A 14324-nucleotide genomic window follows, 5' to 3' on the forward strand; every position below is an offset into this window, starting at 1 on the left:
AATGATACGACCGCTATGACAACGACACCAGAACACGATCAAAAAATTGCCAAAATCATTTTCGGATCCGTCTATCCGCATTACGTTAAAAAGGTCGAAACCAAAGGCCGGACGGTCGAAGAACTGCATCAGGTAATCGAATGGCTGACGGGTTTTGACGAAAAAAAGCTGAACCAGCTCATTGCCGACAAAGTCACGTTCGCAGCCTTCTTCGACCAGGCAGTACTGAACCCGAATGCACATTTGATAACCGGTATTATCTGCGGATACCGCGTAGAAGAAATCGAAAATCCGCTGACGCAAAAAGCACGTTATTTAGACAAATTGATAGACGAACTGGCCAAAGGCAAAAAGATGGAGAAAATTCTTCGGTCGGCGTAAAAAGTTTACCTACATTTAGTTAGCATAAGTTCCGGATGAAAAACCTTTCCTGCCTGATTCTCGACGATGACGAACTCGACCGGTTGGCCGTACGCGCCGCCGTGAAGCGTTATCCGGAATTCGAACTTACGGGCGTTTTTGAATCGGCGGACAACGCACTAGCATTCCTTCAGAAGAACAAGGTCGATGTTTTATTTCTTGATATCGACATGCCCGGAACAAACGGACTCGAATTCCGCAAGATGGCAGCGCAAATCCCGATTTGTATCTTTATATCGGCACATGCGGAACACGCCGTGGAAACCTTTTCGCTTGAAACCCTCGATTTTATCCTCAAACCGTTGAAAGCCGACCGTTTTGCCCAGACCGTTCAACGCATCCACGATTATATGGAGCTTCGCGAAAAAGCGAATTTATTCGAATCGAGCCTGGGTGCCGACGTGATCTACATCAAGGAAGGTTACGAACAGACAAAAGTAAAACTCCACGACATCCTGTATCTTGAGGCGCTAAAAGATTACACGAAGGTCGTGACATCGGCCAAAAAACATTGCGTACTGTCGAACCTTGGAAACCTGCTTAAGGAAAATCCGTTTTCGTCTTTCGTACGCGTCCACCGAAGTTTTGCGGTGCAGAAACAGTTCATCGATAAAGTGCTTCCGAATGAAATCGTACTTCGCAACAACCACAGCATTCCTGTCGGCCGAAGCTACCGCGATAATTTAAACGAAGTGCTATGAACAAATGGTCCGCTTTGTTCTTGTTTTTTACGACTGCCTTGTGTTTTTCACAGGTTCCGAAAACACTGGATTCGGTCAAAGTGTATTTAAAGACGAAGCCAAAAGACACGTTGTACGTCCAGGCGCTCAATGAATATGCATTCCAGCTGATCCAATCAGGAGCAGAAACGGCAGCTGTCAGGGAGCAGATAGATGCCATGCACAAACTTTCCCAAAAACTCAATTACAAAACGGGCTATTACAAAGTCGTGAACATGAAGGGCGTTCTGGAATATTCGCACCAGAATTCACAAAAGGCCATGGGGTATTTTTTGAGGTCGATGGAACTGATCAAAAAATTCAAGCTCCAGAAAAAGCTGTACCAGACGGCCCTCAACAATGTGGGAATCATCTATACCCAAATGGGCGACCGCGAGCATGCGACGAAAATTGCGATGGAATTACTCCATTATCAGGAAAAATATAACCTCAAACCGTATCGTACCTTTCCGTACGACCAATTGGGTGAAAACCTCAAACTGTATAAAAAGTATGACGAGGCATTGGTCTACTACAACAAAATGCTCGACATAGAAACCGGAATCGATAACGACAGCGGCATCGCGATTGCAGAAAACAAAATCGGGAATGTATACGACGATATGCGCGATTTTGCCAAAGCCGAAAAACACTACAACCACGGTTTGGAATGCGCGCGAAAAGCCAATTACAAATTATTGCAGACCGATTTACTGACGAACCTGGCGCGCATTTACAAAAAAACCGGACGCATCGAAAAGGCAAAATCGTATCTGCTCGAATGCCTTACGATTTGCGATGAGCTTGAATTGACGACACCTCTGAAGATCATTTACCAGAACCTTGGCGATGTGCATGAAAAGGAAAAAGACTACGTACAGGCCGAAAAATATTACCTCAAATCCCTTGAAATTTCAAGGACCACGACAGATCCGGAAGGCAAATACACCATCAACCAGACGCTGAGCGACCTCAAGGAAACCACAGGCGATTATAAGGCTGCGTTGGCGTATCGCGTGGCTGCCGATACGTTCAAGGATTCCGTCTTTAAACTGGAAACCGCCGAAAAAACCGAAGAGTTGCTGCGCAAATACGAATCGGAGAAAAAAGAACAATTGATCCGCGTCAAGAACCTCGAGATTTCCGCTTACGACAAACAGCGTTGGTATTTATTCGGCGGCATCGGCCTTATGGCCATCATTGGAGGTTTGCTGTTTTTCCAGGGGTGGAACAGGAAACGGACCAACCGGAAACTCACGCTTTTGAATTCGGAACTCGATACGGCGAACCAGACCAAGGCGCGTTTGTTTTCCATCATCGGGCACGATTTGCGGACTCCGGTCAGCCAGATCTATCAGTTTCTGGAATTGCAGAAAAACGATCCGGAATTGTTTTCTGGTGACGATTTGAAACGACACAACCAACGTATTGCGGCATCTGCAGGTAATCTGCTCGATACGATGGAAGATTTGCTGTCGTGGTCCAAGTCCCAGATGGATGCGTTTTCCATAAGATCCACAAGGTTTGCCCTGGCAGATGTTACGAAAGAAATCACTGCGCTCATCGACCAGAAATCTCAAATCAATGTAACTGTTGCACCTGATTTAATGGTTTCGACAGACCGCAATTTATTTACCGTAATCCTGCGGAATTTACTGCAGAATGCGCTCAAAGCTTCTAAAGAGCAACAACAGGTTTTACTGACAGCCAAAAAGATTGCGGAAGTCGTGAAAATCGAGATCCGGAATTCGGGAACCATGCCAAAAGAGGCGCAATCGGCCCTGATCGAAGGATCTGAAATAAACAGTGGAAAGAGCGGCCTTGGCCTGTCGCTCGTCCATGATTTTTGCAGGCGCTTGGAGATTGGGGTTCAGGTTGTGGCCGAGAATGATATTACAATGGTTCGACTGTACCTACCACAAATCAGATAGCACGGACTTGTTAGCGCAGACTTGTAGTCCGTGCCCATAAAAACAGCCTCAAAGAATCTTGTACGCTTTCGAACCTTTTCTGGTTAAAAGTAATCATCCGATGGCGCGGACTTGCAGTCCGTGCCATAACGTCCCAAAAAGCCTCAACATAAAAATCCCGTTTACCAATTCCCTGTTTACAAAATTTTGTAAACGACACATCTGTAAACAAGAGCCATGTCACACATAAAACAATAGCACGGACTGCAAGTCCGTGCCAACATATGCTAACATGCATGCTATCCGATATCAGTCTGTAACAAACGAACGCAAACCTCCGGGCTGGATGGTATACCGCAACTGGTAAGCTCCCGAAACATAGGATTGTAACTCGAGCTTCGCATATTTTCCGGAGTTGGTATAAATGGCGTAGACCTGAGGTTTCGGTTCGACCAAATGCGTCTCCAAATTGTAATTGTACCAATTGGTGAACACTTTGTTGTCCATCTCAGCAGAACCCAACTCATCCATTTCATCTCCTTCCCCATCGTAGAAATAACCGTTTTCAGGCGCTTCATCAAGATTCGCATAGGTGATTCCGGATGCCAGCGGCTGTCCTTTTACGGAACCGCTTCCGCTTGTGCCTCCGTTGAGATAAATATCGGTACGGCGAAAAGCGATATCCCAATTTCCGGAACCATCGGTGACTTCGAGGCCGGTTTCAAGTGAATAGTATCGGGTGACGGGATCTGTAAGCGAGCCGGTCTGGTCTACTACGATCTGGCGTGTTACGGGTTCGACGTTAGTTCTTTGGTCCGAGTCGTTATCGGAACTGCAACCTGCAATGAATACGGTCAACAGTGAAAGCAGGATTATTTTTTTCATGATATCTGTTATTAGTTATGTAACGCTCCTTCTTCAAAACGTAGTTTCCAGCTCAACAATGATCCGGCTTCCCCAACGGCATGATCCGTGGCACGCAACTTCCATATTCCTGCCACGCTTTTCCCATCGAGGAATTCGTGCATGTTGATCATGGTAATTGTCGTCGGATATGAATCGTTGGTACCTGTAGGCAGGTACGTTCCGCCCGGAACAGCCTGGCTTTCAGTGAGACTGGTTGATATTGTAGTAGTTGCAGCTGAGGTGAACACGAGGAAATTACCCCCGGCAAAAGGCGACTCCAAACCGAAAGGCGCGGCTGCACCATATCCGATGCGTTTGATGAGCGGCATCGATTGCCCGTCCGGGGTGACGAGTTCAACCACCACGTCGCCTGCGAATGGATGGTTTAGCTCAACGGTAACGCTTATGCCCTCGGGATTTGAAATAGTTCCGTCCGATGTAACTTCTATGGGGCTTTCGATCCCGATTTCGGAATCGTCCGGAATAGCGAAATCTGTTTGTGCCGTTGTCTCGAATGGAGCTGAAACCGGAGATTTGTCGTCATCGGAACAGCCTATCAGCAACACGGCAACGGCTAAGAGCAAAATTCTTTTTTTCATGGCAGTTGTTTTAAAATTCACCACGAAAATAAAAGGGCTGGAAAACCATTTCGCCGCAAACTATACCAACGACAGGAATAAGTGACGAACGACCATAAAAAAGCCCGGCATAACCGGGCTTCACTTGATTTTTCAGTATGGTATTACAACGCGGCGTTCAAAGAATCGGCATACGTTTGTTTTGGAGCGACACCAACCTGGCGGTTGACCACTTCACCGTTTTTGAAAGTCAGCACGGTTGGAATGTTACGCACTCCGTATTTAGCGGCGAATTCCTGGTTCGCATCTACATCGACTTTACCGATGACAGCTACCCCATTGAATTCTTCACTGATCTGGTCGATGATTGGAGCGACCATTCTACAAGGGCCGCACCATGCCGCCCAAAAGTCTACCATTACCGGTTTATCTGATTTCAAGACTACATCCTCGAATGTAGCGTCTGTTATTGCTATAGCCATGATATACTATCTTTGGTTGTTAAATTTTACGCCACAAAAGTAAGTAAATTATAGGAATGCAAGTTCGGAAACAGATTGGTTTTGGTTATTTATGAATTGCCGGAGATTATGTTATGGTTTCCACATTTGGTTTACTCTATGCCCAGACTTACTGTGGTGCGGAGTTCAACCTTGGATCAAGAAGGTGCAATCTTAACCTCCAAAAGTATTGGTATAAAATCCTGTTTCCTCATTTACTGTTTACAAAATTTTGTAAACAGTAAATGAGGAAACAATAATTGGTTAGCGAACTTCTATCGATGGCGCAGACTTCCAGTCTGTAGCAATCAATTCACCTTAAACCTAACCTCAAGCCTGTCCAGTTCATTAAGCAAATCCGTACAGATATTCACGCGTACCTTACGGCTGTTCATGGCCAGTTTGGTAATCAGGCGAACTTCTTCCGTGGGTTGGGCAACTTCCGGTATGGCTTCTATTGCGGCTTCTGTATCTGCATCTGATTCAGGCGAAACCTCATCCATTTCCTCAACTTCTGCCGGAACCATGGCGATGGCCGCAAGTTGTCGTTTGACGATTTCGGTCTCTACAATCTCAAAGCCGAGCGGATGCACCCCGGTATTGAGTTGGAACAAATGGCTCAGTTGCGTAATGAGTTCCGATTTGAGATCGTTGATATTGAGGTTCAGCGTTATCTTTTTTGCCATTGCACCCAGAATATCCTGAAGCATTTTGACCTCAAGGAATTGGATCCTCGGTTCCGATTTTTTTCCGGTTTCCCGATTGACCCAGCCCTCTTTGACATTGATCTTGAACCATAAGAATTGGTTGTTCGAAAGATAATGTCGGAACTTGAGAAATTCTTCGTCGAACATCTTGAATTCGTAGCTTTCATCATACCCTTCGAGGGTAAATATGCCCCAGTCCTTTCCGTTTTTTGCCGTCCGATACTGGACATTGGTAACGATTCCGGCAAAATTCACCTGTTTGTTCACCAAAGGCTCAAGGTTTTTCAGGGCTTCGAGTCTTGTATTACAGAAGTACCTCATCTCATGCCTGAAATCATCGAGCGGATGCCCGGAAATGTAAATCCCGACGACTTCCTTTTCACGCGCGAGTTTCTCCATCGTGCTCCATTCTTCGCTTGGCGGAACAACCGGCTCCGGAATCTGGACTTCGCTGGCTTCACCGAAAAGTGAAACCTGGGAGGAATTTTCGTTTTCCTGATACTTCGACCCGTAACGCATCGCTTTTTCAAGAAACGTAATATTGTCACCTTCGTCGTGGAAATATTGGGCTCTATGGGTTGAATCGAACGTATCGAATCCGCCGGCAAGCGCGAGGTTCTCGAATGCTTTTTTATTGGCCGCGCGCAAGTCGACACGTTTGGCCAAATCGAAAATGGATTTATAATTTCCGTCTTTGCGTGTCTCGATTATGGCCTGGACCGCACCGCCACCGACTCCTTTGATCGCACCCATTCCAAAACGCACGGCATAGTCTTCGTTGACCGTGAATTTATAATAGGATTCATTGACGCAAGGCCCCAGAACCTGAAGCCCCATCCTTCTGCATTCTTCCATAAAGAACGAAACTTGCTTGATGTCGCTCATGTTGTTGGAAAGTACGGCAGCCATGTATTCGGCAGGGTAATTCGCTTTGAGATAGGCCGTTTGATACGCGACCCAGGCGTAACAGGTCGAGTGGGATTTGTTGAACGCATATTCGGCGAACGCTTCCCAGTCTTTCCAGATTTTCTCGAGTATTTTCGGGTCGTGCCCGTTTTGTTCCGATGCCTGATTGATGAATTTCGGCTTCATCTTATCAAGAACGTCTTTCTGCTTTTTACCCATCGCTTTCCGCAACACGTCGGCATCACCTTTGGAGAAGTTGGCGAGTTTCTGGGACAGCAGCATCACCTGTTCCTGATACACCGTAATCCCATACGTTTCCTTGAGCAATCCTTCGCAGGCTTCCAGGTCATAGGTGATTTCTTCTTCGCCGTTCTTTCGTTTGATGAAACCCGGAATGTAAGCGATCGGCCCCGGACGATACAACGCGTTCATCGCAATCAGATCGGCAAATACGGTCGGCTTGAGTTCCTTCATGTACTTTTGCATGCCGGGCGATTCGTATTGGAAAATCCCGACGGTTTCTCCTCTCTGGAACAGTTCGTAAGTCTTTACGTCGTCAAGCGGAAAATTGTCCGGATCGAGGGTTTTTCCTGTCCGGTACTTGACGAGTTTGACGGTATCTTTTATAAGCGTGAGCGTCTTGAGCCCCAGGAAGTCCATCTTTAGCAATCCCGCCGATTCCGCCACCGCGTTGTCGAATTGGGTCACATACAAATCGGAATCTTTGGCTGTGGTTACGGGAACGAAATTCGTGATATCATCGGGCGTGATGATGACGCCGCAAGCATGGATTCCGGTGTTTCGGAGTGACCCTTCAAGTACTTTGGCCTGTTGGATGGTTTCGGCGGCGAGGCTTTTTTCAGCTGCCATCGCGATCAGTTCTTTGACCCTGTCGAATTCTTCCGACCGAAGCACTTTCTTGACTTCACCTTCCTGTTCGGACAGGAAACGCGCGAGGTTCCATTTTCCCGGCATCATTCCCGGAATCAGCTTGGCGATGCGGTCGGCTTCATATAAAGGCAGATCGAGTACGCGCGCCGTATCGCGAATCGCAGATTTGGTCGCCATTTTACCATACGTGATAATTTGGGCCACCTGGTTCGAGCCGTATTTTTTGATGACGTAATCCATGACGGAACCGCGGCCTTCGTCGTCAAAGTCAATATCGATATCGGGCATCGAAACCCGGTCCGGATTCAGGAAGCGCTCAAAAAGCAAATCGTATTTGATTGGGTCGATGTTCGTGATCCAAAGGCAATACGCCACAGCCGACCCCGCCGCGGAACCACGGCCCGGCCCGACCGAAACGCCAAGATTGCGCGCTTCTGCAATAAAATCCTGGACAATCAGGAAGTAGCCCGGATAACCTGTCTTTTCAATCGTCGCGAGCTCAAAATCGAGTCGTTCGCGGACTTCAGGCGTCAATCCTTCGAGGCCGTATCTTTTTTCGGCACCCACATAGGTCAGGTGGCGCAGGAATTTATTCTCGCCCCGTTTTCCGCCGTCGGCATCGTCTTCCGCAACCTGAAACTCAGCCGGGATGTCGAACTTCGGGAGCAATACGTCGCGGTACAACGAATACGACTCTACCTTGGAAACAATTTCGGCAATGTTTAAAATCGCTTCAGGGACATCGGCAAAAAGCGCTTTCATTTCATCGGCCGACTTGAAATAATATTCCTGGTTCGGCATGCCATAACGATAACCCCGCCCACGTCCGATTGGCGTAGACTGTTTTTCGTTTTCCTTGACACACAATAAAATATCGTGGGCATTCGCATCTGGCTTGGCCTCGTAATAGGTATTATTGGTAGCGACGAGCTTGACACCATGTTTTTTGGAAAAGGCGATAAGCGTCTGGTTCACGCGATCTTCATCTTCCTGTTTGTGGCGCATGATCTCGAGATAGAAATCTTCGCCGAAATGCGACTTCCACCACAGCAACGCTTCTTCTGCCTGGTTCTCGCCTATGTTAAGGATTTTTGACGGGATTTCCCCGTAGAGATTTCCCGATAATACGATAAGGTCAGATTTATATTTTTCTACGACAGCTTTATCGATCCTCGGCACATAATAAAATCCGTCGGTGTAAGCGATCGATGAAAGTTTGGCGAGGTTGTGATAACCCGCTTTGTTTTTGGCGAGGAAAACAACCTGATAGCCGTTATCCTTTCGGGTTTTATCTTTATGGTCTTCGCAGATGTAGAATTCGGCACCAACGATCGGCGTAAGCAAAACACCTTCGGGGATTTCTCCTTTTTCTTCGGCTTCTTTGTTTTTGGCAGATACGGCTTTGTTGTGATTCTGCACGGCCGAAACGAATTGGAACGCGCCCATCATATTCCCGATGTCAGTCATGGCCACCGCAGTAGATTTGGCTTTGACGGCGGCATTGACCAAAGCCGGAATGCTCATGGTGGATTGAAGCACCGAAAACTGCGAATGGTTGTGCAAATGGGCGAAAGGTGCGTCGATAAGGTTTTCTGAAACGCCCCCGGTTTGTGTCGGCGTGGTGGTTTCAGAAGGTTTTACTTTTTCCCTCAGCGCAGCGGATGCCGATTTGAGGTTGATATGCTTAAGACCGATGAGCTGTATCTCCGTCGGATTTTCTTCTTTGAAATTTTCAAAATAAGACGCCGGTACATCGAGTTCTTCTTTGGTGAAAACCTGACGACGTAAAAGCTCAAGGAAACAACGGGTCGTGGCCTCGACATCGGCGGTTGCATTGTGGGCTTCGCTGAACTTTTGGTTGAACAGGTATTCGTGGAGCTCGGTGAGTGTAGGCAATTTGAACTTTCCGCCCCGGCCGCCCGGAATTTTGAGCAAGTCTGCAGTTACTTCGGTACAGGTGTCAAGAACCGGCAATTGAGCCAGCGTGCTGTCAACTCCGGCACGGAAGAACTCGCAACCCATGATATTGACATCGAAGCCTACATTCTGGCCCACGACAAATGTGGCTTTTGAAAGTGCGCTATTGAATTCGGCAAGTGCCTGCGCCAATGGAATACCGTCGGCTTGGGCAAGCTCCGTCGAAATCCCGTGGATACGTTCGGCATCATACGGAATATTGAACCCTTCCGGCTGGACCAGGTAATCGCGATGTTCGACCAATCGTCCCATCGAATCGTGCAGCTGCCAGGCAATCTGGATACAGCGCGGCCAGTTGGAAACGTCTGTTACAGGGGCGTCATATCGTTTGGGTAAACCCGTGGTCTCGGTATCGAAAATCAAAAACATAGAGCAGGAATGGCGTGCGGGACAAAGGAATCGCGCTAATTTGTCATCGGCTCAAAAATACGCGATTTCGATTAATCAAAATCATCTAACTTATCAACCGTATCTGTTCAAAAACAAAAAAGGCTTCCGAAAACAGAAGCCTTTGATTGTATTTTATTCCCGAATTTTTATTGGGCCGGAGTCACGGGTAATTTGTAAAAGTTGCCATAGGTAAAATTCACGACTTCTGTTGAATCCGGATGGGTAGGATCAAGTGCATCTTCGTCGATTGCGTTGAAACGAAACTGCCCGGTGACAGTCCTTGCCGCTTCATTGTATTCCTGGATAATTACCTGGCCGTCGCCTAAACCTGTTCCGGTAGAGAATATTTCTTCACCACCGTTGGCGATATCGGTAAAGATAGCGCGATTCACAGTATTTAAACCAAGCGTATATGTTCCGGGATTGGTGGTATTGAGTTCCAAAACCAGGGTCTCATACTGCAATGCACCAGTTATTGTGAGTTTGCCGTTGGATCCTATAGTAGCATAAGCTCCGCCTGCACGCCAATTCTGGCCGTTCTTAATTCCTATCAGCGCCTGGTCGTTGCGCTGTATTTCCTCGGTGCATGAAGCCAGGGACAAGGCGGCAACCAAGAGCAATACGATTCGTTTCATATCAGTAGGTAGTTTTTAGAAGTGACAAAAATAGCTTTTTGCACTAAAGGTGGGCAAATTAAACAAAAAAAATAAACCTACGGTTGTTTTAACAGACGAAAAAAAACATTTCGCTAATCGCCTGACTTACAAAAAAGATGTATATTTGCGCCCTCATAACAGGGTCGTGTACCCGAATTAATCGTAGCATATTATGCCAGTAAAAATCAGATTACAAAGACACGGTAAAAAAGGAAAGCCTTTTTATTGGGTCGTAGCGGCTGATTCCCGCTCAAAAAGAGATGGTAAATACCTAGAGAAAATAGGCACTTACAATCCGAATACTAATCCTGCAACCATTGATTTGAACCTTGACAAAGCTGTCGAGTGGCTTCACAATGGTGCGCAACCGACCGACACGGCTCGTGCAATCCTTTCTTATAAAGGCGCTTTGTTGAAGCATCACCTTGATGGTGGCGTTCGCAAAGGAGCGTTGACCCAGGAAGCTGCCGATGCGAAATTGGAAAAATGGCTTGACGAGAAATCAGGAAAAGTAACTGCCAAGAAAGACACGTTGTCATCTGCAAAAGACAAAGCGAAAGCTGATGCCCTTGCTGCCGAGAAGAAAGTCAACGATGCCCGTATTGCCGCTGCAAAACAGGCCGAAGCTGATTTGATCGCTGCCGCAGAAGCTGAAAACGCAGAAACGGAAGAAGTAGTTGAAGCTATCATCAACGAAGATGAGGCTGAAGCTCCGGTTGCCGAAGCGACTGAAGAAACTCCTGCTGCCGAAGGCGAAGAAGCATAATTTTAAGGCGGCATGCGTAAGGAAGATTGTTTCTACTTAGGTAAAATCGCCAAAAAATATAGCTTTAAGGGAGAATTGCTGATCTATCTGGACAGCGATGATACCGAAATTTATGAAAACATGGAATCAGTATTTGTCGAAATCGGCAAAAATCTGGTTCCATTTTTTATTGATAGTGCCACACTTCACAAAAATGATTTCCTTCGCGTCAAATTCGAAGATGTCGACAACGAGGCCGATGCCGATGCCTTATTAGGAAAAGCACTATACCTTCCGCTCGACCTGTTGCCTAAACTCGAAGGCAATAAATTCTACTACCACGAAGTCATTGGATTCGAGATCGAGGACAAACGATTGGGAATCATCGGCACCATCGAATCCATCAACGATTCCTCTGCACAACCTTTATTCGAAGTCAAAAAGGGAGGCGTGGAACTGCTCATTCCTATGATCGACCAATTCCTTGTGGAAATCGATCGTGCCAATAAAAAGGTAAAGATGGATTTACCCGAAGGTTTGGTGGAAATGTATCTGTAGGTTTTGAGTAACCCATCCATGTTCCGGTTCAAAAATTTTTCCGTTTCCCAAACCGATTCTGCTCACAAAGTAGGGACTGACGGCGTTTTGTTAGGCGCATGGGCTCCGGTTGACAACGATCCGTTTTCGATTTTAGACATTGGCACAGGAACCGGATTGATCGCATTGATGCTGGCCCAAAGAACAGATGCCGAGGAAATTGAAGCTTTGGAAATCGATGATGCGTCTTACGAAGAAGCCGTTTCCAACTTTGAAAATTCTCCCTGGAATGACCGGTTGTTTTGCTTTCATGCGTCGCTTGACGATTTCATGGAAGAATTGGAAGACCAGGAGTATGACCTGATTGTCTGCAATCCGCCGTTTTACAGCGAGACGGTTTCATCCGGAAACACCTCTCGGGACAACGCACGTCAATTGCAATCGATGCCATTTGAAGATTTGATTGGCGCATCGGCTGTTTTATTATCGAAAGAAGGCGTTCTGTGCGTCATCATTCCGTTTAAAGAAGAAGAAAATTTTATACGGCTGGCAGCAGAAGAAAACCTATTTCCAAATAAAATCACACGCGTCAAAGGAACGGTTGAAAGTGAAATCAAACGCAGCCTTATTGCATTTTCGAGATTTCGATCTGAAGTGAAAATTGATGAACTTGTGGTTGAGATTTCGCGGCATATGTATACCGAAGATTATAGAAAACTTACGGACGCATTTTTTCTTAAAAAATAAAATCCCCGTATTGTCCCGATGGAAATCTTTCTGTTGAAACTTCCTTTGACAAGAATTTCAAGAAATCATTTTGTCCAACGTTGCTCACAATATATCCTACAAAAAAAACCTGCAAATCCAAAGACTCACAGGTTCCAACAACAATTGTTAATTATTAATTTATTCCGCTACCTCAAACTGCTTCATCTCCTCCAAAGGCTCAATGGCACTGTAATTTTTCCAGATTGACGGATCGTATTTTTTCAATGTGACGTATGCGAATTCCTTTTCTTCAACTTTCTCGACATCGGCAGCAGAAACCTCATCGTGGGAAATAGTGAGGAATTCGGTTTTGTTCACCATGTTTCCTTCGGCTTTGAGATCAAACGCGACCACGTCTTTGTCTTCTTTGGCAAGCTCGATGAACTTGAGCGGACGGTGTACGTACAAATAGGTTCCGGTCTGGTTTGTGGCATATTGCAAATAGTAACCGTTTCCATCACGGTTTTGTTTGTAGATCACCGTTCCTTTGCTCACGTTTTGGGAAAATTTGATTCCGAGCAATAATTTAACGTTGAGGCCTTCGAGTGTTTTTCCTTTGGCAAGTTCGTAATCGGCACGTACAACCGCATAATCGGTTTCTGAAATGTAGAGCTTGCCTGTATAATTCGCGCGGCTTTTTCTCGGCTTGAATTTCAATACGTATAAAAACTCGTTGTTTGTGGCATACATGGCGCCGTCATAACTGTATTCGTAGATTTCCGGATTGGTTACGAATTCCATTTTAGAACCTTCGAGGAAATTCTGCTGCTTCATGAAATTGGCAAGGCTCGTCTTGGAATTTTCAAGTTTGCTCGGCTCTTTTTTAGCTTTTTTCTTATTGAAGTCTTTTCTAAAACTAATGGTGTCACGTGTTCCGAACCAACCGCTTTTGAACCTATAATATTTTGTGGTATCAATATGCTTGAGGAATAACTTCGCCGCCTTGTCTTCCATACCATCTAGGGAGGCCGACCGCTTTTCGTCCTGAAGAACCGTTGCTTTTACTACATCAAGTTTCGTTTTTGGGCCTGAGTAATAGTTGCAGAGCATATCCGTAAATGCAAGTGGAGGATTTTTCACCAGATTTGAAGTGAAAGACTGGATTTCAGCGTTCGTTTCTTTGAGCGCCGTTTTGTTGAAACCTGTAGATTTATCTATTTCGACATCTACGGTCGATGGTTTGAACGCGTCGGTCTTTCTGAGGAAAACGGTATTCTTTGTAGCCTTGCCGTTGCTTTTGTAATTGGTGGCGAGATTTTTCTTGACCTCTTGCATGATGGCGTTCGGGTCTGGTTTTACTTTAGAGGTATTGACCTCATTGAGCTCATAAACCGCCGGATCGAGCGTTACGACCAGATTCTTGTTTTTGAGCTGACCCATCGTTAGTTGCTGGGGCGCATAACCAATATAACTTACAATGACTACGGCATCATCACCGCTGTTGGCTTCAGATACGGTAAAATAACCTTCTTCATTGGAAATCAGGAATTCGGAATTGTTGACGCTGATGTTCGCATACGAAATGCTTTGCTTGGTACTTGCGTCAATAACTTTGACCGTGTTTTGTGCGAATCCGAAAAGTGTGAACAGAAACAGCGTGAGCGCAAAGAAAAATTTTGTCATGAGTGCAGGTTTGTTTGAGTGGTTACCAACAGTGTTTGTTATTCGCGTAACGATTGGTTATTTGATTTGTAACAGCAATTTGCAAATAAAA

The 14324-nt window shown here is 46.0% G+C and carries 12 protein-coding genes; 6 read left to right on the plus strand and 6 right to left on the minus strand.

What is annotated here, in order from left to right:
- The first annotated feature begins 15 nt into the window (after nucleotides 1-15).
- From G6047_RS10740 to G6047_RS10750, 3 genes are read left to right on the plus strand one after another with little or no spacing between them, the layout of a single operon-like run.
- Nucleotides 16-381, plus strand: a complete 366-nt coding sequence (locus G6047_RS10740) for a DUF2200 domain-containing protein (RefSeq protein WP_169527620.1) — start codon at nucleotides 16-18, stop codon at nucleotides 379-381.
- A 35-nt stretch (nucleotides 382-416) separates the two neighbouring features.
- Nucleotides 417-1121, plus strand: a complete 705-nt coding sequence (locus G6047_RS10745; protein ID WP_169527621.1) for a LytR/AlgR family response regulator transcription factor — start codon at nucleotides 417-419, stop codon at nucleotides 1119-1121.
- Nucleotides 1118-3070, plus strand: coding sequence for a tetratricopeptide repeat protein (locus G6047_RS10750; protein WP_169527622.1), 1953 nt, complete (start codon nucleotides 1118-1120; stop codon nucleotides 3068-3070). The genes G6047_RS10745 and G6047_RS10750 overlap by 4 nt, the downstream gene beginning before the upstream one ends.
- Before the next feature lie 288 nt (nucleotides 3071-3358).
- On the opposite strand, the gene G6047_RS10755 is transcribed toward G6047_RS10750, so the two are convergent.
- The 5 genes from G6047_RS10755 to G6047_RS10775 form a co-directional block, all read right to left on the minus strand.
- Nucleotides 3359-3934, minus strand: coding sequence for an HmuY family protein (locus G6047_RS10755; RefSeq protein WP_169527623.1), 576 nt, complete (start codon nucleotides 3932-3934; stop codon nucleotides 3359-3361).
- An 11-nt stretch (nucleotides 3935-3945) separates the two neighbouring features.
- A complete protein-coding gene (locus G6047_RS10760; protein ID WP_169527624.1) occupies nucleotides 3946-4554 on the minus strand; it encodes a proprotein convertase P-domain-containing protein in 609 nt (202 codons plus the stop codon).
- Nucleotides 4555-4697: 143 nt separating this feature from the next.
- Entirely contained in the window at nucleotides 4698-5015 is a 318-nt protein-coding gene (trxA, locus tag G6047_RS10765) for a thioredoxin (RefSeq protein WP_169527625.1), read from the minus strand.
- Nucleotides 5016-5341: 326 nt separating this feature from the next.
- Complete coding sequence (gene dnaE / locus G6047_RS10770; RefSeq protein WP_169527626.1) at nucleotides 5342-9883, minus strand: DNA polymerase III subunit alpha; 4542 nt, start codon at nucleotides 9881-9883, stop codon at nucleotides 5342-5344.
- 167 nt (nucleotides 9884-10050) lie between these two features.
- A complete protein-coding gene (locus tag G6047_RS10775; RefSeq protein ID WP_169527627.1) occupies nucleotides 10051-10539 on the minus strand; it encodes a DUF6252 family protein in 489 nt (162 codons plus the stop codon).
- Between the two features lie 193 nt (nucleotides 10540-10732).
- Between G6047_RS10775 and G6047_RS10780 the strand changes: the two genes are divergently transcribed.
- The 3 genes from G6047_RS10780 to G6047_RS10790 are packed head-to-tail and all read left to right on the plus strand — an operon-like array spanning nucleotide 10733 to nucleotide 12589.
- Complete coding sequence (locus tag G6047_RS10780; RefSeq protein WP_169527628.1) at nucleotides 10733-11326, plus strand: 30S ribosomal protein S16; 594 nt, start codon at nucleotides 10733-10735, stop codon at nucleotides 11324-11326.
- Between the two features lie 12 nt (nucleotides 11327-11338).
- Nucleotides 11339-11863 carry a ribosome maturation factor RimM gene (rimM, locus tag G6047_RS10785; protein ID WP_169527629.1) on the plus strand — a complete coding sequence of 175 codons (525 nt, stop codon included), beginning with the start codon at nucleotides 11339-11341 and terminating at the stop codon, nucleotides 11861-11863.
- Between the two features lie 18 nt (nucleotides 11864-11881).
- The gene (locus G6047_RS10790) at nucleotides 11882-12589 is read left to right on the plus strand and encodes a tRNA1(Val) (adenine(37)-N6)-methyltransferase (RefSeq protein ID WP_169527630.1); all 708 of its coding nucleotides are present in this window, start codon (nucleotides 11882-11884) and stop codon (nucleotides 12587-12589) included.
- Nucleotides 12590-12748: 159 nt separating this feature from the next.
- Here G6047_RS10790 and G6047_RS10795 read toward each other — a convergent pair whose 3' ends face one another.
- A complete protein-coding gene (locus tag G6047_RS10795; protein ID WP_169527631.1) occupies nucleotides 12749-14233 on the minus strand; it encodes a carboxypeptidase-like regulatory domain-containing protein in 1485 nt (494 codons plus the stop codon).
- Nucleotides 14234-14324: the final 91 nt, after the last annotated feature.

It is taken from the genome of Flavobacterium silvaticum (assembly GCF_012911565.1).
Taxonomy (GTDB): domain Bacteria; phylum Bacteroidota; class Bacteroidia; order Flavobacteriales; family Flavobacteriaceae; genus Flavobacterium; species Flavobacterium silvaticum.

What these genes read in the sequence shown, in the direction of transcription:
- G6047_RS10760 (WP_169527624.1), bottom strand. Translation starts at nt 4,554, where the DNA reads ATGAAAAAAAGAATTTTGCTCTTAGCCGTTGCCGTGTTGCTGATAGGC.
- trxA (WP_169527625.1), bottom strand. Translation starts at nt 5,015, where the DNA reads ATGGCTATAGCAATAACAGACGCTACATTCGAGGATGTAGTCTTGAAA.
- G6047_RS10755 (WP_169527623.1), bottom strand. Translation starts at nt 3,934, where the DNA reads ATGAAAAAAATAATCCTGCTTTCACTGTTGACCGTATTCATTGCAGGT.
- rimM (WP_169527629.1), top strand. Translation starts at nt 11,339, where the DNA reads ATGCGTAAGGAAGATTGTTTCTACTTAGGTAAAATCGCCAAAAAATAT.
- G6047_RS10795 (WP_169527631.1), bottom strand. Translation starts at nt 14,233, where the DNA reads ATGACAAAATTTTTCTTTGCGCTCACGCTGTTTCTGTTCACACTTTTC.
- G6047_RS10740 (WP_169527620.1), top strand. Translation starts at nt 16, where the DNA reads ATGACAACGACACCAGAACACGATCAAAAAATTGCCAAAATCATTTTC.
- G6047_RS10775 (WP_169527627.1), bottom strand. Translation starts at nt 10,539, where the DNA reads ATGAAACGAATCGTATTGCTCTTGGTTGCCGCCTTGTCCCTGGCTTCA.
- G6047_RS10745 (WP_169527621.1), top strand. Translation starts at nt 417, where the DNA reads ATGAAAAACCTTTCCTGCCTGATTCTCGACGATGACGAACTCGACCGG.
- G6047_RS10750 (WP_169527622.1), top strand. Translation starts at nt 1,118, where the DNA reads ATGAACAAATGGTCCGCTTTGTTCTTGTTTTTTACGACTGCCTTGTGT.
- G6047_RS10790 (WP_169527630.1), top strand. Translation starts at nt 11,882, where the DNA reads ATGTTCCGGTTCAAAAATTTTTCCGTTTCCCAAACCGATTCTGCTCAC.
- G6047_RS10780 (WP_169527628.1), top strand. Translation starts at nt 10,733, where the DNA reads ATGCCAGTAAAAATCAGATTACAAAGACACGGTAAAAAAGGAAAGCCT.
- dnaE (WP_169527626.1), bottom strand. Translation starts at nt 9,883, where the DNA reads ATGTTTTTGATTTTCGATACCGAGACCACGGGTTTACCCAAACGATAT.